This is a genomic window from Desulfomicrobium orale DSM 12838 (assembly GCF_001553625.1).
GTDB lineage: Bacteria > Desulfobacterota > Desulfovibrionia > Desulfovibrionales > Desulfomicrobiaceae > Desulfomicrobium > Desulfomicrobium orale.
Genome location: NZ_CP014230.1, coordinates 650501 through 670901 on the forward strand (window position 1 = coordinate 650501; position 20401 = coordinate 670901).

Consider the following 20401-nt stretch of genomic DNA (forward strand, 5'->3'; position numbering starts at 1 on the left):
CCGCATCATAAAATGAACATACGCCCTTTTCAAACGGCAAAGGAGGCTGCGTGAGTCAGAGTCCACACGCCGCCTTAAAGCCGCGTACCGGCGGACGGAACGGCATCGGACCCGGCGTCCGGCGCGGGAGTCTGGCGCTGGCGAATGTACGGCAGCCTGAAGTCCGACGAGGCCAGGACCACACCATCCTGGATATTCAGAACCCGGACGTTGACGTAAATCTGACGCTCAATGACCGTATATGTGCCAACCAGTATGGACAGCGCTTCCAGCTCGGGATTTACCTTCGAAAGATTTCGGGACAGGGCGAAGACACCCGCCTTCCGCCTGACCGCAAGTTCGTCCTCGCGCAACTGGATTTCCTTTACGGCATACCCATGCTGGCTCAGGCGGGAGGCCACCTGCTCGGACAAAAGCCGCCCCAGGTTGCTGGTGCGCTCGAAATCACCCGAATTGACGAACGAGGCCACGAGCATCGGATACCCCGCGACATCCGTATCCTCGAGCTGGTCGTGCAGGTCGTCGGCCGCGCCGTAAGAACTTTGCAGCAACTGCGGCTGCATCCCCGGAAGCGAGGAAAGAATCCTGGGCATCCCGGAGCAGGCGGTCACCATTGCCAGAAGAAAAAGAAAAAATGCTTTCTTGAAGCCGCGGGCAGGCATCAGACACCTCATGCAGACAAAGGAGTTCCGGCCGGAAAGCATGCCGCCCGGACCAATATAAAATAAAGATCAAGTTTTTTCCAAACATGCCGATTATGCATACTACAACATTCCTTATGCCAAAGGATGATATGAAAATGCGCCAAATTTTTCTGATTCTGACGCCCCTTTTGATCATGGCCGGCTGTTCCGGCGGCTACCCCTTCCGGACCGACCGGCAGCACGAGAAGTACCTGGTCACAGCTGAGCAGCCCGTCTCCACCGGCTATCCGGTCTCGACGCAGCGCACCATGCAGTCCATGCAGCACTGGGATCTGCTGGCCGACAAGGTCGCCTCCCAGGGCAGCAAGGCTCTGGAGCATTTCTTCGCCGGAGCAGACATGGGAGTGTACGTGGCTCCGGCCGGAACGACGCCTTTTGCCAAAGCCTACCGGGAAGCCCTCATCACCCAGCTTTTTGCATATGGCGTACCAGTAACTTTCAGCCCGGAAGGAAGCGTCACTCTCGAAGTGCAGATCCAGACGCGCGGCCCCATCCGGAGGGTCGGAAACCCCGGATTTCAGGAAAGAAGGAAGAAACACCCCGGCATCCGCAAAACAGTGGAGCCCGAATTTCTGCAGGTAAAAGACGAAGAGGGGAAATACCAGCGCATCCCCATCATATCCGAGGAAGAGGGATACTTCGGGTCCAACGATTCAAAAGCGGAAATCCAGGTCAATACGTCCCTCGTTCATCCCGGCGGATACGTGTACAGGGATTCCAGCATATTTTATGTCGAAGTGTCCCAGATGCATAACTACGTTCACCGCAAACCCCTGGGCGATGCCTATCTCAAAAGATACACGCTGGTGGACAACTGATCCGGCAGAAACAGGACAACAATCAACCCGCTGACAGAAAAATGATCAAAACACTCCTCACCCTCATTCTCGTGTTCACGGCGCTGCCCGTCTGGGCCCTGGAAAACTGCCGGGCGTCGCGCATCGAGACCCTGTGCGCCAATATCACCCACAAACTGATTGCATCCATCCAGGTCCGGGTCGACCGGAGCTCGCCCATCATGGCGGTGTCCTTTGTCAATCTGCACAACATGGAACAGACCTCGGAACTGGGCCGCATACTGAGCGAAGAAGTCACCAACAACTTTTTCCAATTCGGCTACACAATCGTCGAAGCGCGGCTGCGGGAAGAAACTCTGACCACGCACAAGGAAAGCGGCGAGTTCGCCCTGAGCAGACAAATCCGGCATCTTGCTCCGGCGGTCGATGTCCAGGCCATACTCAGCGGCACATACGCCATTGCGGACGACAGCGTGGCCGTCTCCACCAGAGTCGTGGACGCCCGGACCAAGGCCCTGCTGGCCGCGGCCCACTGTCATCTCAGGCTGACGCCCGAGGTCGCACGCCTCATGCAGCATCCTTCTCCGCCGACCCAGGCCAGGTATTCAACGCGGCTGCTGCAACTCGGCAACCGGGATGACGCCACACAGATCCAGGGCAAGCTCTACAATCTCGGTTTCTACACCGGCAGAATCGACGGCCGCTGGGGTAAAGGCTCCAGAGCCGCACTGGGCAGATTCCGCGCCTCCATGGGCCTTCCATCCCATCCGCACTGGGATATGGAAACCCAGAAAGCGCTGTTGCCGGATTTGTGATTCCTCTGGATAAACTCCCTCTCTCAACGCAGGATGGCTGGCCCGCAACGGACCGGCCGTCTTTTTTCGGATGCCGGAAAACCGCGAAGCGAAAGGCCCGGAAATATCCCGCCTTCGCCCGCAATCCAAACTTTTCCTTCCGGAACCACCCGTTCTTGCAATGATTTTCAGCTGTGCTAACTTTGCATCGTGAAATCGGACAGACGGGAGAATCAACTTTTTTCAGGAGGGAGAACAATGTCCATGTTTACCAAAATTCTCTGCCCCGTGGATTTTTCCGAAGCAAGTGCCCCCGTGGCCAAGGTGGCCCGGGAGTTCGCCCTTGCCTTTAACGCCGAAATCGTGGCGCTCTATGTGGCGCCGTCCATGATTCAGTACGAAATTTTCGATCTGCCGGCGGTCTCCCTGCCCCAGCTCGTGGGTGACATCACCGTGGGCGCGGAAAAAACCATGGTGGAATTCGTGGCCAAGCATTTTCCGGATGTGTGCGCCACGGGCAAAGTGGTCAGCGGTGACGCGGCCGATTCCATTGTCACGCTGGCCCAGGTGGAAAAGGCCGACATCATCATCATGGCCACTCACGGACGCCAGGGTCTGAACCGCCTCCTCTTTGGCTCCGTAGCGGAGAAAGTCGTCAAAACCTCCCCTGTTCCGGTCATGACCATCCGCCCCGAGGCGTAAACAACGGCATGGGCGGACTCCGTCCATGCCTTTTTTTCCGTGACACGCCGAGACATTCGCGCCGCATACGCCGTTGCCGGATACGCACTGACCATGGCCGCCCTCACATGGGCGGTCATGCGCGGCGCCGAAGCCTCCGGATATTCCTGGCAGTGGTACAGGATACCGGCCTACATCGTTCTGCCCGACGGTTCTCCGGGCCCGCTCCTGCGCGGGGCGGGCGTCACGCTGATGATCTCGCTCTTCAGCTTCGCGGGCACGTCCGTCCTGGCTCTGGCTGTCGCCCTGCTGCGTCTTTCCGCGTCCCCCGTGGGCCGGTTTCTGGCCTGGACCTATCTGGAGCTGATCCGCAACACGCCGCTTCTGGTGCAGATCTTTTTCGTCTATTTCGTTCTGGCGCCGATGGTGGACATGGGCCGCATGCAGTCCGCCGTTCTGACCCTGGTCTTTTTTGAAAGCGCGTACGCCTCGGAAATCGTCCGCGCAGCCATTCTGGCCATCCCCAGGGGGCAATGGGAAGGTGCGCTCAGTCTGGGCATGACCAGAAGCAGCGTCTACCGGCGGGTCATCCTGCCTCAGGCCCTCCAGCACGCCCTGCCTTCGCTGACCGGTCAGGGCGTTTCCCTCATCAAGGATTCGGCCCTCGTCTCGACCATCGCACTGCTGGACCTGACCATGCAGGCCCAGATCATCGTGGCGGAAACATTTCTCGCCTTCGAAGTCTGGTTCACCGTGGCGGGCATATATCTCGTCTTCACCCTGGCCCTTTCCGGCCTGAGCAAATTTCTGGAAAAACAGGAAACAAGGAGATCACATGCGTAACATACTGACAGTTTTACTGGTTCTCATGCTCTGGCTTGCCGCCTCCCCGGTTCAGGCGGCGGAAAAAAGCGTTCTGGACCAGGTTCTGGAACGGGGGACCCTGCGTGTCGGATTCGACACTTTCGTGCCCTGGGCCATGAAGGACAAGGACGGCGAGTACATCGGCTTTGAAATCGACGTGGCCCGGCGCGTGGCCAAGGACATGGGCGTAAAGCTCGAACTTGTGCCCACCAAATGGTCGGGCATCATCCCCGCCCTGCTCACCGGAAAATTCGATATCATCATCGGGAGCATGGGCATCCAGCCCAGCCGCAACCTGAAGGTGAACTTCACGAGACCCTACGAATACTCGGGCATGTCTCTGGTAGCCAGTTCCAAGCTGGCTCCCGGCATATCGTCCCTGCGGGAACTGGACAGCCCGGACGTCACCCTGGCCGTGAAAACCGGGGCTACTTCCGTGATCGCAGCCAAAAAACACATGCCCAAGGCCGTCCTGCGCATGTTCGACGACGAAGCCCAGGCTCTGCAGGAGGTGCTGAACGGCCGGGCCCATGCCATGGTGGCCTCGGCGCCGTTCCCGGAGCAGCAGGCCCTGCGCCACAAGGACAAGCTGTATCTCCCCCTGAAGGGCGATACATTCACCCATGAACCCATCGGGTTCGCCATCCGCAAAAATGACGTGGATTTCCTGAACTATCTGGACAACTGGATTCTTGTGGCGGACTCCGAAGGCTGGCTGAAAGAACGGCACGACTACTGGTTCAAGACCGTGGACTGGGAATCCCGGATCAAATGAGAAAACGCCCCGGCCCGGGAGCGGACGGCTCCTGGGCCACCCAGCGGCTGGCCTTCGGGTGGCTGGACGGGGCGCTGCTGATTGCGCTGGGGGCGATGGTCATCCTCGCATTCAGAAGCGCTGAAACGCATTCCGGCGCGCCCGCGCAGTGGCGGGTGCTGGGCCACTACCTGCTGCGCCCGGACGGCAGCCCCGGTCTGCTGCTGCAGGGACTTTTCACCACCGTCCGTCTGGCGGTCTGGTCCGGCCTGCTGGCGCTGCCTCTCGGCACCGCGGCCGGTCTGGCCCGGACCAGCCGGCACCTGTATCTCCGGCTGATGGCCGGAACATATGTGGAAATCTGCCGCAATCTGCCGCCTCTGGTGCTGGTCTTTCTCTGCTATTATTTTCTGGCTGACCAGCTCACTCCACTTCTTTCCCTGCAGAAAACACTCAGCGCGGCTCCGGAAGCCCTCAAGGCCGCGGCCGAAATCCTCATCGGCCGTCTGGACCAGGCCGACGCCTTTGCCACCGCCTGTGTCACTCTCGGCCTGTACGAAGGAGCCTATGTGGCGGAAATCGTCCGGGGAGCAGTCCAGTCCGTGGACCGGGGGCAATGGGAAGCGGGCCGGGCCATGGGCTTTCCGCCCCTGTATCTCCAGATGCACATCATTTTGCCCCAGGCTGTCCGCAACGCCATCCCTCCTCTGGCCGGGCAGGTCATTTCCACCATCAAGGACTCGTCCATCGTGTCGGTCATCTCCATTCAGGAACTGACCTTCCAGGGATCGCAGCTCATGGCTACCATCTATCTGCCCCTGGAGGTCTGGGCATGTGTGGCCCTGCTCTATTTTGTCCTGACCTTTTCCTGCTCCCTGGCCGCAAGCTGGCTGGAGACGCGCCTGCGCGGCCTGTATACGGCCTGAGCGCCCCTGAAAACTCCACTCCACAGAGCGCAGAAACCGCCTCGCGCCTGACAGCCCGCTACGCCAGAAAATAGCGTCCGGCCGCCACGCAGGCCATGCCCACGGCCACCGTGGCGGCGGCGCTTTTTGTTTTCCAGCCGGTCAGAAAGCACGGCAGGGCCGCCCACAGGAAGACGTTTTGCTCCGAAAAATCGAACCCCTGATCCGTGACGGTCAGGGCGGGAAGCAGCATGGCCGCGAGCACGGCAGCGGGGATGAAGCCGAGCCAGCGGGTGACGGCATCGGGCAGGGTCCGCCGGGCCAGGACTAGAAGCGGCAGAACGCGGGGGACATAAGTCACGGCCGCCATGCCGAGGATGGTCAGAAAGAGCGTCTGCTGATCCATGTATGTACTCCAAGGCCCAGGGTGGCGGCCGAAATGGTGGCGATCAAAACGTGGGACTGGGCAAATCCCGCAAGAAAAAGAGATATGGAGAGGATTCCGGCGGCCAGGGCGACGGCGGCGTGCGTACGGGACTTGAGCTGTCCGAGCAGCAGGGCGATGAACATGGCCGGGAGGGCGTAATCCAGCCCGATGGGTTTCACGTCCGTGACAAAAGAACTCGCGCCCACGCCCAGAGCCGTGCTTCCGGCCCAGGCGCAGTGAGCCATGACGTTGATGCCGAAAGTCTCCGCCTGCCCGGCATCCCCCCTGGCGAAGCGTCCGGCGTGCAGGGCGAAGGTTTCGTCCGTCATCTCCCCGGCAAAGAGGGCCAGCCGGGGGCCGCTCCAGTGTTTCAGGAAAGGGGCCAGGGCGGCGGACATGAGCAGATGCCGCAGATTGACGATGAAGGTCGTGGCCACGATGGTCAGAGGCGAAGAAGCGGCGGACACGAGTCCCACCGCGATGAGCTGGGCCGATCCGGCATAGACCAGCAGGCTCATGAGAATGGCGTTGAGGTCCGATATGCCCGATTTCTGTGCCAGCACGCCGTACGCGAAGCCCACCGGCACATAGCCCAGGATGACGGGCAGAGTCTGACGGAAAGCCGGACCCAGCGGGCCCGGGCGGAAAGCGATGGTCATGAACGCTCCTTTTTCGGGTGCCAGGGAAGGCCCATTTACTTCATCCCGGAACAAAGCCAGACAGCAGCCTTCCGCCGGCGGGAAAGACAGGTGTTTGACAACAGGCCGCGGCGGATGAAACCTTCTTCCGTCCGGAACTTTCCGGACGCGAACCTGTCAATAATCAGCAAGAGTGGGTAACATGGACGCCATTTCTCTGGATATCCCGGAAGTTTTTCTGTTCACCCCGCGCGTATTCGGAGACGAACGGGGCTTTTTCTTCGAGAGTTTTCAGGCGAGCAGATTCAGCCAGGCCACGGGGCTTAACCCCGATTTCGTGCAGGACAACCATTCCCGCTCCACGCGCGGCGTGCTGCGGGGGCTGCATTACCAGCTTCCGCCCCATGCCCAGGGCAAGCTGGTGCGCGTCGTGAAGGGCTGTGTCTATGACGTGGCCGTGGACATCCGGGCATCCTCGCCGACATTCGGTAAATGGACGGGAGCCATGCTCTCGGAGGACAACAAGCAGCAACTGTGGATTCCGCCGGGCTTCGCCCACGGGTTCGTGGCCCTGAGCGAAACGGCCGAGTTTCTCTACAAGACCACGGCCTACTATGCGGCCCAGTCGGAGAGGTGCATTCTCTGGAACGACCCGGCCATTGGAATCGACTGGCACTATGCGGGACAGCCCATTCTGTCGGACAAGGACTCCAGAGGAGTCCTGCTGGCCGAGGCCGAAGTGTTTCCGTGATGCAAAAATTCACGACTGGGCACAGCTGGATGCCGTGACACGGCCGAAAAGCCTTGCCGGCAGGCGTCTTCCGCTCCACCCTGCTGCGGCCATCAGACCTCGCGCTGCCCTTGGTCCCATTTCTCCGCGGGCACGGCTTCCTCGATGAGCATGACCGGAATCTCGTCCCGGATGGGATAGACCACCGCGCATGCGGCGCATTTGAGCCCTTCCTCCGCGCCCAGAAGCTCCAGGCTTCCCTTGCATTTGGGACAGGCCAGAATGTGCAGGAGTTCCCTGTTCAGCGCCATACGTCCTCCTTTCTCGCTTTCACGCATTTCATGAAACGAACATACCACGGCTCCCGTTTCTAGCGGCAACCATGAGTCCTTACAAGGCCGGCACGCGCCGGGACCGTTTCGCCTGACTGTACGGCCTTTTTCCCCTCCCGGACTTGACCGGAAAGGAATTCACGGGCAGAAGTTCGGGGCGGAAATTTTTGCGCCGTGCCCATGAAACCTTTTACCCGAGGAGGATACATCTCTCTGACGTCATGCTCTGAAAAATTCCGGAGCATCATTTTGGAGTTAGAGTTGGTCTGGTTTCACCTATTTCCATAGCGAGGAGAACATGAGTGCTTCTGTGTCCACCAATGTCTCTCAGGGAGCCGGGTTCACCGGTGAGCGGAAAAAACAGGTTATCGGGCTGGTTACTGGCCTTGCGGGCCTGCTGTTCACCATGATTGTTCCCGCCCCCAGCGACCTTGCCCCTCTGGCCTGGAAAACCATCGGTATATCCTTTCTGATGGCCATATGGTGGATGTTTGAAGCCGTGCCCATAGCGGTGACCGCTCTGGCCCCGCTGGTGCTTTTTCCCGCCTTCGGAGTGATGACGGCCAAGGAAGTGGCTCCCAATTACGCTCAGGATCTGATCTGGCTGTTCGTGGGCGGTTTCGCTTTGGCCTATGCCATGGAAACCTGGAACCTGCACCGCCGCATCTCCCTGCTGGTGCTGAAGTTCTGCGGCACCAATCCCAAGATGCTGCTGCTCGGCTTTCTCGTGTCCACGGGCTTTCTTTCGGCCTGGATGTCCAACACGGCCTGTGCGGCGTTGATGATGCCCATTGGCCTGGCCATCATCAAAATGGTCAGGGAAAGCGAGGGCGGCACCGAAGCCGAGAAAAAAGCCGCCACCAATTTCGGCATCTGCGTCATGCTGGGCATCGCTTTTTCCGCGTCCATCGGCGGCATGGCCACCCTGATCGGCACACCGCCCAACGCGGTCATGGCCGGACAGGTGGCCAAAATGACGGGCTCGGCCGTGCCTTTCTCCAAGTTCATGATGGTCGGCGCGCCCATTTCACTGGTCATGATGGGCACCTGCTGGTGGGTGCTGCCGCTCATGTTCCCGATCAGGGATTTGAACCTAGCCCAGGCCGGAGCCGTCGTGGATCATGAACTGGAACAGCTGGGTCCCATGAGCAAAGGAGAAAAACTGACCTTTGCCCTGTTCGTCTTCACGGCTTCGTTCTGGATGCTGCGCCCCCAGATTCTGGGACTTTTCCCTCCGTTTGTCATGGGCGAGAAGACTCTCGCCGTAAGCAAGGTCGTTTCCGACTCCACCGTGGGCATGCTCGCCCTGCTGCTGTGTTTCCTCATCCCCGTGGACTTCAAGAAAGGCCGGATGCTGCTTGACAGCAGCCTCTTCACCAAAGGCATTCCCTGGGACGCCATTCTGCTGTTCGGCGGCGGTTTCGCGCTGGGAGCCGGCCTTGACCATTCCGGCGTGTCCAAGTTCATCGCCGGACACATGGAAGCATTGCGGGGCATGAGCCCGGTCATGGTCATGGCCATCATGGCCACTGTGGTCATGCTGCTGACCCAGATGACCTCCAACACGGCCGTGGCCGCCACCTTCGTGCCGCTGGGCATCTCCATGGCCCAGGGGCTCGGTTATCCGCCGCTGCTCATCGCCATCCCCGTGGCTCTGGGTGCGTCCCTGGCTTTCGCCCTGCCCGTGGCCACGCCGCCCAACGCCATCGTGTTCGGCTCGGGAATCATCCGCATACCGGACATGTTCAAGGCGGGCATGGTGCTGAACTGTATCGGCATCGTGGTCACCATCGTCATGATGTACATCTTCATGCCCATCGCCTTCGGCATACGGCTGTAGCCATCCAGACAGGAAAGGCCCTGCCGCCGATAGCAGGGCCTTTCTCATGATTCTGGAGGAAGCGCGCGCAGCCTTTGCAGAGATCCAGCAGGTAGCCCGTGTTTTTTCAGGCCGTCACGCCCCGGCCATGGACTGGACGCTGGTGAATCCGGCCTGGGCCAGGATGCTGCCCGCGATATTGGAGCGGAATCCCGAACGGCAATAGGCCACGATGTTTTCTCCCTTTGCCAGATCCGGGATATTTCCGTTCAAAATGTCCGCCAGGGGAACATGCCTTGCACCCTGCACATGGCCGCTCTCCCATTCGGCGTCGGTGCGCACATCCAGCAGCACGTCCGACGCGCCTTTCTGTACCGCTTCGCAGGAAATCTGAGCCAGTCTGGCCACGCTCCGGCCGCTCAGGAGCCACGCCTTGATTCCCCCGGAGAGATATCTCTGCACGCGGTCGTAGCCGATGCGGTGCAGCTCCGTCAGCATACGCTCGTAGTCGCGGCGCTCGGCCGTGACCAGAAGTGACAGAGACTGCGGCGTGTGCCCGGGCATATGCAGTACCTGCAAGCGGGCCGACCCGGCCTGGAGCGTATCGCTCTCGCGCAGGGCCCGGAATGAAAAGGTTACCGGAGAGTCCTCGGACATTCAGATTTCCGCGCCCGTGGCGGCTTGCAGCTCCTGATCGCCGCTTTGGGGTCCACCACGGAGCCATGGTTCCGGCCTGAGGACAGCCGATGCAGTACGAGAAACATCCAAGGCCCGGAGTCATAATCTACTGAAAATACATGCATCCTCCATATGATGAAGTTGACGGAAACGGCGCAAAATCCTTGACGGAGAAAATCCGGGCAGTAATAAAAGTGGCGTCTCGCGTCCGCGCGAGTCCCGACGCGTCCCGCGGTTTATGAGCGCGGACCGGCATGGGAGCAACAAGGAGAGAAAGATGCGTCCTGTAGTGCTGATAACCGTTTTTCTGGCTTGGTTTTTGTCCTGCGTCCCGGCTCTGGCCGAAGAGCCTTCCCGGCGGTGGGAAGTGGATACAGAGCATGCGTTCATCGGCTTTCGCATCCAGCATATTGCGGGTCATATCCCCGGAGTCTTCTCCAGATTCTCCGTCCAGATGGATTTCAATCCCGACGCTCCGGAAAAAGCGCAGTTCTATTTTCTGGTGGACAGCGCCAGCGTGCACACCGGCCTGCCCAAACGGGACGAGCAGTTGCGCGGCGAGGAGTTTCTGGACGCGGCCAACGCGCCGCGTATCATTTTCAATTCGAAGGAAGTGCTGCCCGGCGGGGACGGCGGCCTGACGGTGGTCGGCGATCTGACCATCAAGGACGTCACCGCCGAGGTGCGGGTGCCGGTGCAGATTCTGGGCATCCGCGAGCATCCGATGACGGACAAAATGCCCGGCACGCGGGTACTGGGTCTGCTGGCGGAATTCTCCATCAACCGGCTGGAATTCAACGTGGGCTCGAAAAAGTGGAGCCAGATGGGCCTCATGGGCGACACCATCGACCTGACCATCGACATGGAACTCCTGCAGCGGGGCTGAGCCGCCCGCCCCGTCATGCGGCATCTGGAAATAGAACTGGACCACGTACACGTGGACCTGGGCCTGACCCGGGTGCTGCATGGCCTGACGCTTTGCATCTCCGGCCAGACACACTACGCCGTGCTGGGCGACAACGGCGCGGGCAAGACCACCCTGCTCCGGCTGCTGACCGGAGAAATCTGGCCCTCACAGCGCGGCGGCGGACAGCGCGTCTACCGCCTGAACGGCGAGGAAACCCTGTCACCCATTGCCGCCCGCCCGTTCATGCGGATGGTCACGCCGGACCAGGCGGACTGGTACCAGCGGCACGACCTGGATGTCCCGGTCTGGGAAGTCATCTGCGGCGGTCTGGCCGGAACGCCGCTTCTTTATACGCCGCCCACGGAGGAAATGCGCGAGCGTTCCTGTCTGCTGGGCCGGGACATGGGCCTTGGCGGCGTGCTGGACCGGCCCATGCGTTCCGTCTCCACGGGGCAGGCCAAACGCGCCCTCCTTGCCCGGGCCTTCATCTCCGATCCCAAACTGCTGGCCGTGGACGAGCTCACCCAGGGGCTGGACCGCGCCGGACAGCACGCCCTGCTCGGTACCCTGGAGAAAATGGCCGCCACCGGCCACACCCGGCTTCTGGTCAGCGGGCACGGTCTGCTGCCCGTCCCGGCCTGCGTGACCGGGCGCATCCATCTGGAACGGGGACGGATCGCGGACAGTCCGCCATGCGGTTCTTCCCCGCCGCCTTTAAGCCTGCCCGCCCGTCAGCGCCACGACACGTCATCTCCGCGGCACATTCTCCATATGCGCGCCTGTTCTGTGGTCATGGACGCCCATCCCGCCGTGAACAACCTCACCTGGACGGTTGAAGCAGGGCAGTGCTGGGCCGTGCTCGGCCGCAACGGCAGCGGCAAATCCACGCTGCTGCAACTGGCCACGGGCTACCGCCACCCCTGGCCCGGCGGGGAAATATCCTGGTTTGGCCATCAGGGCCGCCCGGAAATTTCCAGCGTGCGCGGCCGTATGGGCATTCTCGCGCCGTGGCTGGCCGAGCGTCTGGAGCCCGGCGTCTCATGCCGCGACGCAATACTCTCCGGCCTGTGCGACGGCCTGGGTGTGCACCGCAATCTTTCTCCGGCCGACGAAGCCGGGGCCGATGAACTGATCCGGCTGTGGGGCATGAAAGACTGGACAGAACGGCAGGTGGCAACCCTTTCCTACGGGCAGTTCCGGCAGGTCATGCTGGCCAGGGCCGTGACCCGCGGGCCGGAGCTTCTGGTGCTGGACGAGCCGTTTTCCGGCCTGGACGCGCCGTGGCGGGAACGCATGGCCATGCTCCTGCGAAACTGGACCGGCCAGGGCCGCACCCTGATACTGGCCACCCATTCGCCGGAATACATGGAAGATCTGCCGACCCACGGTCTGCTGCTGGATGACGGCGCATGTGTTTTTCAGGGCTTCTGGAAAAAACTGTCCGCCCATCCGGCTTTCGGCGAACTGTTCGATCGGGCGGACTGATTCGCGGATATCCGCCCCGGACGTTCCTCTCCGCAATTGCCTTGCCCTTCGGGCAAAGCTATGAGGTTCCGGTACCCCGCCGGGGCAACAGCCGTCTCGCCGCACACACGAACGCGAAAACCCATGCTCGAAACACTGCGCATCAGAAATCTCGCCCTCATCGACGACGTGGAACTGGAATTCCATCCGGGCCTCAATGTGCTGACGGGTGAATCCGGCGCGGGAAAATCCTTTATTCTGCGCGCGCTGGATTTCATTCTGGGGGAGCGCATCGCCGCCGATCTGGTCCGCCCGGGGCGGGAAAAGGCATTGGTGGAAGCCGCCTTCCGTCTGGACGGAGAAGAAATTTTCCTGCGCCGGGAGCTGTCGGCCAAAACCGGACGCAGCCGCCTGTATCTCAACGACGATCTGGCCGCGCAGGAACGCCTGGGAGAACTGCGGCCGCGCCTGCTCATGCACACCAGCCAGCATGGACAGCAGCGGCTGCTCTCGCCGGAGCACCATGTGGAAATTCTGGACGCCTTTCTGCCCGACGCGGAAATCGCCGCCGCTCAGGCCGCTGCCAGAGACGCACTGCAGTCCGTGCTGGACCGCAAGGCCGAAGTGGAGCGGCGCATGGCCAGTCTTGCGGAACGGCGCGAGCTGCTGGAATTCCAGCTGGCCGAAATCCGCAAGGTGGATCCCCGGCCCGGCGAAGAGGAGGAACTCCTGCGCCGGCGCGAGGATTCCCGGCAGAGCGAAAGACTCCGCCAGCAGGCATCCGAAGCCCAGGGTCTTGTGCTCGGCGAAGGCGGGCTCCAGGACAGCCTGACCGCACTGGAGCGCCTGCTCGCCGGACTGAGCGACGGGCATGACGGGTTCCGGGAATACGCCAGGGAAACAGGACGGTTCCGGGATGCTCTCACGGACATGCTGCGCGAGCTGCGTCCCCTGACTTCCCGCCAGTCCGAGGCTTTCGACGCCGAAAAAACGGAAAAACGGCTGTGGGAGCTCCAGCAGTTGCAACGCAGGCTGAAGCGGTCTTTAGATTCCATTGTGGTTCTGGGCGGGGAAATCGAGGAAAACCTGTCCTTCCTGGACGCCGGCGGGCTGGAACTCAAGCGTCTGGAAAAGGAAGAGCGCGATGCCGTGGAATCGCTGCGGCGGGCCACGGACAGCCTCAACGCGGCCCGGCGGGAGGCCGCAGCCGCACTGACCGGAAGCCTGGAGCGGGAACTCTCCGGACTCGGCTTTTCCGAGCACATGCGCGTGCTGGTGGATTTCAGGCTCCAGGCCATACATCCCGGCGTGGAGGAGGCCCGGCCCCGCTTCCTGTGGGTGCCCAATCCAGGACTGGCTCCGCAGCCGCTGGACCGCATCGCCTCGGGCGGCGAACTGTCCCGCTTTCTGCTGGCCCTGGTCAGCCTGCGGACCAGGGAGCAGCTCCCGGCCCTGCTGTTCGACGAAGTGGATTCCGGCATCGGCGGGCGGACCCTGACCAAGGTGGCGGAGCGGATCCGGGAGCTGGCCGGACGGCAGCAGATCATCCTCATCACCCACTGGCCGCAACTGGCCCGCATGGCCGACGAACATTTCGCCATCCGCAAGGAAATTCACGGCGGCAGCACATACACCCTGTGCTCGGCCCTTTCTCCGGAGTCGCGGCGGGAAGAACTGGCCCGCATGGCCGGAGAAAATCCCGCAGCGCTCTCTTCAGCACAACCCCTCACTCAAGGAAATCCATGACCAGACAGACACCCTGCCGGGAACTGACCGTTCTTTCGTGCACGCCCCGCTCCGATCCCACGCTGGTGGACCTCCTGCTCTCGCCGCCCGGCTGGTCGTGCAGGCCGGGACAGTTCATCATGATCAGGCCGCCTCACTGGGGCATGGAACATCTCTGGCCGAGACCCTTTTCCATCTGCGACGTATCCGACGAAGGTCTGCGCATCCTGTTCCAGATTGTGGGCCGGGGCACGGCGAAACTGGCGGAGCTTGAGCCCGGGCAGAAAGCGGTCGTCTGGGGGCCGCTCGGCCGGTGGTTCCGCACGGACCCCTCGCGTCCGTGCCTGATTCTGGCGGGCGGCATGGGCATCGCCCCGTTCATCATGATGGCCCGCACCGGAAATACGGAAAACCTGCGCATGCTGTTCGGACATCGCCTGGATCTGCGGCATTATCCTTACGACGAAATCGCCGGACGCATCCCCAGCGAGGCCATGCAGCAGAAATCGCCCGAAGACATCACCGCCTTCGCACAGGTGCTGTCCGAACGGATTCGGGCTCTGGCCGGAAAAGGACAGGTGCTGGCCTGCGGACCGGAGCCCATGCTCAGGGCGGTGCGCCGGTACTGCCTGGAACACGGCACCGACGGCCAGGTGTCGCTGGAAAACCGCATGGCCTGCGGCGTGGGGGCCTGTCTCGGGTGCGTGGGCAAAACCACCGCCGGAGAGTATGTGCAAAGCTGCGTGCATGGCCCGGCTTTCGACGTGCGCGACATCGACCTGGAGGTATAGATATGGATCAGAGCGTGCGGCTCGGGAGCCTGACCCTGAAAAATCCGGTCATCACCGCCTCGGGCACTTTCGGCTATGGCCTGGAATTCATGCGCTACGGCGACCTGGGCAGCCTGGGCGGCATCTGCCTGAAGGGCATTTCCCTGGCCCCGAGGGCGGGCAACGCCATGCCGCGCATCGCGGAGACGCCCTGCGGCATGCTGAACGCCATCGGGCTGCAAAACGTGGGCGTACAGGCCTTTCTGAAGGACAAGCTGCCGTACATCCCGGCTGGCGCGGTCCTCATTGTCAATCTGTACGCCCAGAGTGCGGAGGATTTCGGCGAACTGGCGGCCATCTTCGCGGAGCAGGACAAGATAGCGGCCCTGGAAGTGAACATCTCCTGCCCCAACGTACAGGAGGGCGGCGTACAGTTCGGCCAGGACCCGGGCATGGCCGCCCGGGTCACGGAGGCGGTGAAGTGCCGCGCCGGTAACAAACCGGTCATGGTCAAACTGAGTCCCAACGTGACGGACGTGACGGTCATCGCCAGGGCCGTGGAAAACGCCGGGGCGGACATGATTTCGCTCATCAACACCCTTTCCGGCATGGCTGTGGACATCCGCACCCGCAAGAGCCGCCTGGCCAACGTGGTGGGCGGCCTGTCCGGCCCGGCAATCAAGCCCGTGGCCCTGCGCATGGTCTATCAGACCGCCCGGGCCGTGAGCGTGCCGGTCATCGGCATGGGCGGCATCACCTCGGCTGAAGACGTGCTGGAATTCATTCTTGCGGGCGCACACGCGGTACAGGTGGGCACGTACAACCTGATGCGCCCGGACAACGCCTTCCGTCTGGTGGATGAGGTGCGCCTGCTGACCGAATCTCTGGGCATCTCCTCCTGGGAGGAGTTCCGGGGTTCCCTGCGGGTGTGAGGACACATGATCAGACGATTCTGCGATATCTGCGAAGCGGAAATTCCGGGGCTGAAAGACGGCCTGCACGAGGAGCGGTACACTCTGCTCATCGAGGATCCGGTCAATCTGAGCCGTCTCGGCGGACAGACCGGCAAAACGCCCCCAGCCATCGAACTGCGCCTGCGGGACTGCCACAACATGGACATCTGTCTCCAGTGCCTGGAAAAAGTGCTGATCCGGGAATTTCACCGCCGCCGGGAAGAGGGCCACGCAGGTTCTTTTTCCGACGGCAGGGACTTCTAAGCGAATACAAGGAGACGGCTGTGCACATCGCCGTGCTGGGGGGAGGCAGCTGGGGCACTGCTCTGGCCGACATGCTGGCCCGCAAGGGAGAGCGGGTCCGGCTCTGGGTCCGCAATGCGGAGGCGGCCAGAGAAATTTCGGAGACCGGCATGAACGCCCGCTATCTGCCCGGTCACGCCCTGTGTCCGGCCCTTGAGGCCCGTTCCGACCCGGCGGAAGTTCTGCACGGCACGGACTGCGTGGTGCTGGCGATCCCCTGCCAGAGTATGGACGGCTGTCTGCGGGATCTGCGCGGATTTTTTCCTCCGGCCCCCCGCATAGTCTGCGCCAGCAAGGGCGTGGAGCTGGGCACCTTCAGAACCATGCGGCAGGTGGTGGAAGACGGACTGGCCGGACTGACCCCGCGCTACGCCATTCTTTCGGGGCCGTCTTTCGCCTCGGAGGTGGCGGCCTGCCGGCCCACGGCCGTGGTGCTGGGCTGTACCGACCCGGACATGGCGGATTTCGCACAGCATCTTTTCTCCACCCGGCATCTCCGTGTCTATGTAAACGATGACGTGACCGGAGTGGAGCTGGGCGGTGCGGTCAAGAACATCATGGCCATCGCCTCGGGCATCGCCGACGGTGTGGGCTTCGGGGAAAACGCGCGGGCCGGGCTCATTACGCGCGGACTCTCGGAAATGTCCCGCCTGGGCGCCGCTCTGGGTGCCCGCCCGGAAACCTTCATGGGCCTGTCCGGCCTGGGCGATCTGGTGCTGACCTGCACCGGAGACCAGAGCCGCAACCGCAGGGTGGGTCTGGCCATCGGCGGAGGCAAAACCCTGGAAGAAACCCTGGCGAACATGCGCAACGTGGCCGAAGGCGTCAAGACAACGCAGGCGGTCCGTGAACTCGGCCTGAAACTCGGGATCGAGCTGCCCATCACGGAACAGGTGCATGCCGTGCTCTTCACCGGAAAAGATCCGGCCGGGGCCGTGCATGAACTCATGAACCGCCCCTTGCGGGACGAATGAACGCGGCATCCTTCAGCAGCTCCGCACCCAGATTTTCCGCTTCCTGGGGCCGTCGAACTCGCACAGAAAGACCCGCTGCCATGTGCCAAGAAGAAGCCGCCCCTCCTCTACCATGACCTGTACGGAACTGCCGAAGAGAGACGCCTTCACGTGGGCGTCGGAATTGCCCTCGGCGTGAAGAAAGGAGGAGTTTTCCGGCACCAGCGCGCGCAGATGGGACAGAATGTCCCGGCGCACGTCGGGATCGGCCCCTTCGTTGATCGTCAGCGCCGTGGTGGTGTGCGGCGTGTACACGAAAAGCAGGCCGGAGCGGATGTTTCCGGCCCGGACCAGTTCTTCCAGACGCGGCGTGATATCCGTCATGGTCTCCCGGGCCGTGGTGTCGATATGCAGCACATGCATGGCGTTTTCCTTGCGATGAATGGTGGTATTTTCCGGGCGGCGCATCCGAGGATGCACACCCCGGCCTCTGCCAGAAGCGGCCGGGAGAAACAATCCTGGTGAAAAATGTGGACGGCGTTAAAGAATTATTGACAGCATGAATACCGGAGAGCTATAGATGGTACTCTATTTAGGCGCGTAGCTCAGTGGGAGAGCACTTGCTTGACGTGCAAGGGGTCAGGAGTTCGACCCTCCTCGCGCCTACCAAAAGAACTCATAGGGAGGCTTGGCCTCCCTATCGTGTTTGTGAGGTAAGACATCATGGCTGTGGTTCAGGGGCAGAATGTGGAAGTCGCGGCGGGCCAGTCCTGCGGCGATGTGCTGCGCGGCGTCCTTTCGGGCAAGAAGATGAAATCCGTCGTGGCCTGTATTTGCGACGGCCGGACCCTTGATCTGGCCGCCCCGGTTCCTCCCGGAACCGCCGCAGTGGAAGCCGTGTTCGCGGAATCTCCCGAAGGGCTGTCCATCCTGCGCCACAGTGCGGCCCATATCATGGCCGAGGCGGTAAAGGAACTGTTCCCTACGGCCAAGGTGACCATCGGCCCGGACATAGAGAACGGATTTTACTACGATTTCGATTACGAGCGCCCGTTCACGCCAGAAGATCTGGAACGGATCGGAGAACGCATGGCCCGCTCCGTGGCTGCGGACCAGCCCTTCTCCCGCGAAGAAATGAATGCGGATGAGGCCAAGGCGCTCTTCTCGGATATGGGGGAGACCTACAAACTCGAAATCATCGATGATCTGGGCGCGGACCGGGTGTCCGTCTACCGCCACGGCAGTTTCGCCGATCTGTGCCGCGGCCCGCATTTGCCCTCCACCGGATTTCTGCAGGCTTTCAAGCTGACCGCCGTGGCCGGAGCCTATTGGCGCGGCGATTCCAGCCGGCCCATGCTCCAACGCATTTACGGCATCGCCTTCGCCACGCCCAAAGACCTGAAGGCCCATCTGACCATGATCGAGGAGGCCAAAAAGCGCGACCACCGCAAACTGGGGCCGCAGCTCGATCTGTTCAGCTTTCACGAAGAGGCCGGTTCCGGCATGGCCTACTGGCATCCCAAAGGCGCTCTACTGCGCACCATTCTGGAAGACTTCGTGACCAAGGAGATGCTCCGGCGCGGCTACGGCATCGTTCGCACTCCGCAGATACTGCGGCGCGACGTGTGGGAAACCTCCGGGCATTACGCCAACTACCGCGAAAACATGTATTTCACGGAGATCGACGGCTCGCCCTACGCCGTAAAACCCATGAACTGCGTGGGGCACATGCTCGTGTACACGTCCACGCAGCACAGCTACCGCGACCTGCCGGTGCGCCTGTTCGAATTCGGGGTGGTCCATCGCCACGAACTTTCCGGCGTGCTGCACGGCCTGCTGCGGGTACGCCAGTTCACCCAGGACGACGCACACATCATCTGCCGCCCGGATCAGCTTCAGGATGAAATCAAGGGCGTCATGCGCTGGATACAGGATCTCATGGGCGTGTTCGGCTTTGAATACGTCATGGAGATCAGCACCCGGCCGGAAAAATCCATCGGCTCGGACCAGGCCTGGGAGCTGGCCACCACGGCTCTCATGGACGCCATGTCCGAAATGGGACTGCCCTACACCATTAACGAAGGCGACGGCGCTTTCTACGGCCCCAAGATCGATGTCAAGCTGCGCGACTCTCTGGGCCGGATGTGGCAGTGCTCCACCATCCAGGTGGATTTCACCTTGCCGGAGCGTTTCGATTTGTTATATGTGGGCGAGGATGGCGAACGCCATCGCCCGGTCATGGTGCATCGGGCCATCATGGGCTCGGTGGAGCGGTTCATCGGCATCCTCACGGAACACTTCGCCGGAGCGTTTCCGGCATGGCTCGCTCCGGTACAGGCCCGGATTCTGACCGTGACGGACGCTCAGGAGGATTTTGCCCGGCAATGCCGGGACGCGCTGCAACAGGCTGGCGTGCGCGTGGAGGCGGACCTGCGGAACGAAAAACTCGGCTACAAGGTGCGGGAAGCCCAGATGGAAAAAATCCCGTACGCTTTGGTCATCGGCGATCAGGAAGCCGGCCAGAAGGCCGTCAATGTCCGGGCCAGGGGAGGAAACAACCTCGGCGTCATGTCCATTGACGCCTTTGTGGAGCTGCTGCGGCAGGAATGCGAGGAACCTTTCAAACATGGAGGAATGAGATATTCTTTCAGCAACTAAGGCCCGCCGGAACAGGCAGATCAGGGCCAAGGAAATCCGGGTTGTCGGAGAGGATGGGAATCAGCTGGGCATCATGAGCGTGCCCGAGGCGCTGGAACACGCCGAGGCGAGCGGGCTGGATCTGGTGGAGGTCGCCCCCAACGCCAAGCCCCCTGTCTGTAAGATCATGGACTACGGCAAGTTCCTGTACGAAGAAAAGAAGAAGTCGCAGGAAGCCAAGAAGCGCCAGACCCAGATCCAGGTCAAGGAAATCAAGTTCCGCCCGCACACCGACGATCACGATCTGCAGACCAAGATCAAGCATATCCGGCGTTTCATCGAGGATGGAGATCGTTGCAAGGTCACTGTATTTTTCCGTGGCCGCGAAATGGCGCACAAGGATCGTGGCCAGTTGGTGCTGGACCGCGTGGTGGAAATGCTCTCGGATGTGGCCAAGGTGGAACAGGCCTCCAAGGTGGAAGGCCGTACCATGTTTTTGCTGCTTTCGGGACTGCCCAAAAAATAACTCCCTCCGGAGCGGACTGTAAAAAATTTCCCGTCATACC

The 20401-nt window shown here is 61.7% G+C and carries 23 protein-coding genes and 1 tRNA gene; 18 read left to right on the forward strand and 6 right to left on the reverse strand.

Annotated features, from left to right (window positions below; translation table 11 throughout):
* Positions 1-74: 74 nt before the first annotated feature.
* Positions 75-662 carry a FlgO family outer membrane protein gene (locus AXF15_RS02855; protein WP_151192264.1) on the reverse strand — a complete coding sequence of 196 codons (588 nt, stop codon included), beginning with the start codon at positions 660-662 and terminating at the stop codon, positions 75-77.
* A gap of 137 nt (positions 663-799) precedes the next feature.
* Between AXF15_RS02855 and AXF15_RS02860 the strand changes: the two genes are divergently transcribed.
* From AXF15_RS02860 to AXF15_RS02885, 6 genes are all read left to right on the forward strand, one after another.
* Complete coding sequence (locus tag AXF15_RS02860; protein WP_151192265.1) at positions 800-1522, forward strand: hypothetical protein; 723 nt, start codon at positions 800-802, stop codon at positions 1520-1522.
* Between the two features lie 41 nt (positions 1523-1563).
* Positions 1564-2316, forward strand: a complete 753-nt coding sequence (locus AXF15_RS02865; protein WP_066603074.1) for a FlgO family outer membrane protein — start codon at positions 1564-1566, stop codon at positions 2314-2316.
* A 237-nt stretch (positions 2317-2553) separates the two neighbouring features.
* The gene (locus AXF15_RS02870; RefSeq protein ID WP_066603077.1) at positions 2554-2997 is read left to right on the forward strand and encodes a universal stress protein; all 444 of its coding nucleotides are present in this window, start codon (positions 2554-2556) and stop codon (positions 2995-2997) included.
* A 93-nt stretch (positions 2998-3090) separates the two neighbouring features.
* Complete coding sequence (locus AXF15_RS02875; protein WP_083517826.1) at positions 3091-3819, forward strand: amino acid ABC transporter permease; 729 nt, start codon at positions 3091-3093, stop codon at positions 3817-3819.
* Positions 3812-4615 (forward strand): transporter substrate-binding domain-containing protein, encoded by an 804-nt coding sequence (locus AXF15_RS02880; RefSeq protein ID WP_066603081.1) that lies wholly within the window; start codon positions 3812-3814, stop codon positions 4613-4615. The genes AXF15_RS02875 and AXF15_RS02880 overlap by 8 nt, the downstream gene beginning before the upstream one ends.
* The gene (locus tag AXF15_RS02885; protein ID WP_083517827.1) at positions 4612-5520 is read left to right on the forward strand and encodes an amino acid ABC transporter permease; all 909 of its coding nucleotides are present in this window, start codon (positions 4612-4614) and stop codon (positions 5518-5520) included. Before AXF15_RS02880 ends, AXF15_RS02885 begins: the two co-directional genes overlap by 4 nt.
* A gap of 58 nt (positions 5521-5578) precedes the next feature.
* Here AXF15_RS02885 and AXF15_RS02890 read toward each other — a convergent pair whose 3' ends face one another.
* On the reverse strand, positions 5579-5905 hold the full coding sequence (locus AXF15_RS02890) for an AzlD domain-containing protein (protein WP_066603083.1): 327 nt from the start codon (positions 5903-5905) through the stop codon (positions 5579-5581).
* Positions 5881-6585, reverse strand: a complete 705-nt coding sequence (locus AXF15_RS02895; protein WP_066603085.1) for an AzlC family ABC transporter permease — start codon at positions 6583-6585, stop codon at positions 5881-5883. Before AXF15_RS02895 ends, AXF15_RS02890 begins: the two co-directional genes overlap by 25 nt.
* A gap of 181 nt (positions 6586-6766) precedes the next feature.
* Between AXF15_RS02895 and rfbC the strand changes: the two genes are divergently transcribed.
* The gene (gene rfbC / locus AXF15_RS02900) at positions 6767-7315 is read left to right on the forward strand and encodes a dTDP-4-dehydrorhamnose 3,5-epimerase (RefSeq protein WP_066603090.1); all 549 of its coding nucleotides are present in this window, start codon (positions 6767-6769) and stop codon (positions 7313-7315) included.
* A gap of 92 nt (positions 7316-7407) precedes the next feature.
* Here the strand turns inward: rfbC and AXF15_RS02905 are convergent, their stop codons facing one another.
* Positions 7408-7605, reverse strand: a complete 198-nt coding sequence (locus tag AXF15_RS02905; protein ID WP_066603092.1) for a Trm112 family protein — start codon at positions 7603-7605, stop codon at positions 7408-7410.
* Between the two features lie 319 nt (positions 7606-7924).
* Here AXF15_RS02905 and AXF15_RS02910 point away from each other — a divergent pair, with 319 nt between their 5' ends.
* A complete protein-coding gene (locus tag AXF15_RS02910) occupies positions 7925-9466 on the forward strand; it encodes an SLC13 family permease (RefSeq protein ID WP_066603094.1) in 1542 nt (513 codons plus the stop codon).
* 114 nt (positions 9467-9580) lie between these two features.
* Here AXF15_RS02910 and AXF15_RS02915 read toward each other — a convergent pair whose 3' ends face one another.
* Complete coding sequence (locus tag AXF15_RS02915; RefSeq protein ID WP_066603102.1) at positions 9581-10102, reverse strand: rhodanese-like domain-containing protein; 522 nt, start codon at positions 10100-10102, stop codon at positions 9581-9583.
* A gap of 298 nt (positions 10103-10400) precedes the next feature.
* On the opposite strand from AXF15_RS02915, the gene AXF15_RS02920 reads away from it, so the two are divergent.
* The 7 genes from AXF15_RS02920 to AXF15_RS02950 all read left to right on the forward strand — a co-directional run bounded on the left by AXF15_RS02920 (position 10401) and on the right by AXF15_RS02950 (position 17219).
* Positions 10401-11009 (forward strand): YceI family protein, encoded by a 609-nt coding sequence (locus AXF15_RS02920; protein WP_066603104.1) that lies wholly within the window; start codon positions 10401-10403, stop codon positions 11007-11009.
* Between the two features lie 15 nt (positions 11010-11024).
* Positions 11025-12515, forward strand: coding sequence for an ATP-binding cassette domain-containing protein (locus tag AXF15_RS02925; RefSeq protein ID WP_066603107.1), 1491 nt, complete (start codon positions 11025-11027; stop codon positions 12513-12515).
* Between the two features lie 123 nt (positions 12516-12638).
* Positions 12639-14240, forward strand: coding sequence for an AAA family ATPase (locus AXF15_RS02930; RefSeq protein WP_066603115.1), 1602 nt, complete (start codon positions 12639-12641; stop codon positions 14238-14240).
* On the forward strand, positions 14237-15010 hold the full coding sequence (locus AXF15_RS02935) for an iron-sulfur cluster-binding protein (RefSeq protein ID WP_066603118.1): 774 nt from the start codon (positions 14237-14239) through the stop codon (positions 15008-15010). Before AXF15_RS02930 ends, AXF15_RS02935 begins: the two co-directional genes overlap by 4 nt.
* A gap of 2 nt (positions 15011-15012) precedes the next feature.
* A complete protein-coding gene (locus AXF15_RS02940) occupies positions 15013-15921 on the forward strand; it encodes a dihydroorotate dehydrogenase (RefSeq protein ID WP_066603120.1) in 909 nt (302 codons plus the stop codon).
* 6 nt (positions 15922-15927) lie between these two features.
* Positions 15928-16206, forward strand: coding sequence for a hypothetical protein (locus AXF15_RS02945; RefSeq protein WP_066603122.1), 279 nt, complete (start codon positions 15928-15930; stop codon positions 16204-16206).
* A gap of 20 nt (positions 16207-16226) precedes the next feature.
* Positions 16227-17219 carry an NAD(P)H-dependent glycerol-3-phosphate dehydrogenase gene (locus AXF15_RS02950; RefSeq protein ID WP_066603125.1) on the forward strand — a complete coding sequence of 331 codons (993 nt, stop codon included), beginning with the start codon at positions 16227-16229 and terminating at the stop codon, positions 17217-17219.
* A 12-nt stretch (positions 17220-17231) separates the two neighbouring features.
* On the opposite strand, the gene AXF15_RS02955 is transcribed toward AXF15_RS02950, so the two are convergent.
* Positions 17232-17678, reverse strand: coding sequence for a secondary thiamine-phosphate synthase enzyme YjbQ (locus AXF15_RS02955; protein WP_335338899.1), 447 nt, complete (start codon positions 17676-17678; stop codon positions 17232-17234).
* Between the two features lie 114 nt (positions 17679-17792).
* On the opposite strand from AXF15_RS02955, the gene AXF15_RS02960 reads away from it, so the two are divergent.
* From AXF15_RS02960 to infC, 3 genes are all read left to right on the forward strand, one after another.
* A tRNA-Val gene (locus tag AXF15_RS02960) sits at positions 17793-17867 on the forward strand.
* 54 nt (positions 17868-17921) lie between these two features.
* Complete coding sequence (gene thrS, locus AXF15_RS02965) at positions 17922-19856, forward strand: threonine--tRNA ligase (RefSeq protein ID WP_066603128.1); 1935 nt, start codon at positions 17922-17924, stop codon at positions 19854-19856.
* Entirely contained in the window at positions 19840-20361 is a 522-nt protein-coding gene (infC, locus tag AXF15_RS02970) for a translation initiation factor IF-3 (protein ID WP_066603131.1), read from the forward strand. Before thrS ends, infC begins: the two co-directional genes overlap by 17 nt.
* The last annotated feature ends 40 nt before the right edge of the window (positions 20362-20401 follow it).

Excerpts from the sequence above, each read along its gene's own strand:
- AXF15_RS02855 (WP_151192264.1), bottom strand. The coding sequence starts at position 662 with ATGCCTGCCCGCGGCTTCAAGAAAGCATTTTTTCTTTTTCTTCTGGCA.
- AXF15_RS02860 (WP_151192265.1), top strand. The coding sequence starts at position 800 with ATGCGCCAAATTTTTCTGATTCTGACGCCCCTTTTGATCATGGCCGGC.
- AXF15_RS02865 (WP_066603074.1), top strand. The coding sequence starts at position 1,564 with ATGATCAAAACACTCCTCACCCTCATTCTCGTGTTCACGGCGCTGCCC.
- AXF15_RS02870 (WP_066603077.1), top strand. The coding sequence starts at position 2,554 with ATGTCCATGTTTACCAAAATTCTCTGCCCCGTGGATTTTTCCGAAGCA.
- AXF15_RS02875 (WP_083517826.1), top strand. The coding sequence starts at position 3,091 with ATGGCCGCCCTCACATGGGCGGTCATGCGCGGCGCCGAAGCCTCCGGA.
- AXF15_RS02880 (WP_066603081.1), top strand. The coding sequence starts at position 3,812 with ATGCGTAACATACTGACAGTTTTACTGGTTCTCATGCTCTGGCTTGCC.
- AXF15_RS02885 (WP_083517827.1), top strand. The coding sequence starts at position 4,612 with ATGAGAAAACGCCCCGGCCCGGGAGCGGACGGCTCCTGGGCCACCCAG.
- AXF15_RS02890 (WP_066603083.1), bottom strand. The coding sequence starts at position 5,905 with ATGGATCAGCAGACGCTCTTTCTGACCATCCTCGGCATGGCGGCCGTG.
- AXF15_RS02895 (WP_066603085.1), bottom strand. The coding sequence starts at position 6,585 with ATGACCATCGCTTTCCGCCCGGGCCCGCTGGGTCCGGCTTTCCGTCAG.
- rfbC (WP_066603090.1), top strand. The coding sequence starts at position 6,767 with ATGGACGCCATTTCTCTGGATATCCCGGAAGTTTTTCTGTTCACCCCG.
- AXF15_RS02905 (WP_066603092.1), bottom strand. The coding sequence starts at position 7,605 with ATGGCGCTGAACAGGGAACTCCTGCACATTCTGGCCTGTCCCAAATGC.
- AXF15_RS02910 (WP_066603094.1), top strand. The coding sequence starts at position 7,925 with ATGAGTGCTTCTGTGTCCACCAATGTCTCTCAGGGAGCCGGGTTCACC.
- AXF15_RS02915 (WP_066603102.1), bottom strand. The coding sequence starts at position 10,102 with ATGTCCGAGGACTCTCCGGTAACCTTTTCATTCCGGGCCCTGCGCGAG.
- AXF15_RS02920 (WP_066603104.1), top strand. The coding sequence starts at position 10,401 with ATGCGTCCTGTAGTGCTGATAACCGTTTTTCTGGCTTGGTTTTTGTCC.
- AXF15_RS02925 (WP_066603107.1), top strand. The coding sequence starts at position 11,025 with ATGCGGCATCTGGAAATAGAACTGGACCACGTACACGTGGACCTGGGC.
- AXF15_RS02930 (WP_066603115.1), top strand. The coding sequence starts at position 12,639 with ATGCTCGAAACACTGCGCATCAGAAATCTCGCCCTCATCGACGACGTG.
- AXF15_RS02935 (WP_066603118.1), top strand. The coding sequence starts at position 14,237 with ATGACCAGACAGACACCCTGCCGGGAACTGACCGTTCTTTCGTGCACG.
- AXF15_RS02940 (WP_066603120.1), top strand. The coding sequence starts at position 15,013 with ATGGATCAGAGCGTGCGGCTCGGGAGCCTGACCCTGAAAAATCCGGTC.
- AXF15_RS02945 (WP_066603122.1), top strand. The coding sequence starts at position 15,928 with ATGATCAGACGATTCTGCGATATCTGCGAAGCGGAAATTCCGGGGCTG.
- thrS (WP_066603128.1), top strand. The coding sequence starts at position 17,922 with ATGGCTGTGGTTCAGGGGCAGAATGTGGAAGTCGCGGCGGGCCAGTCC.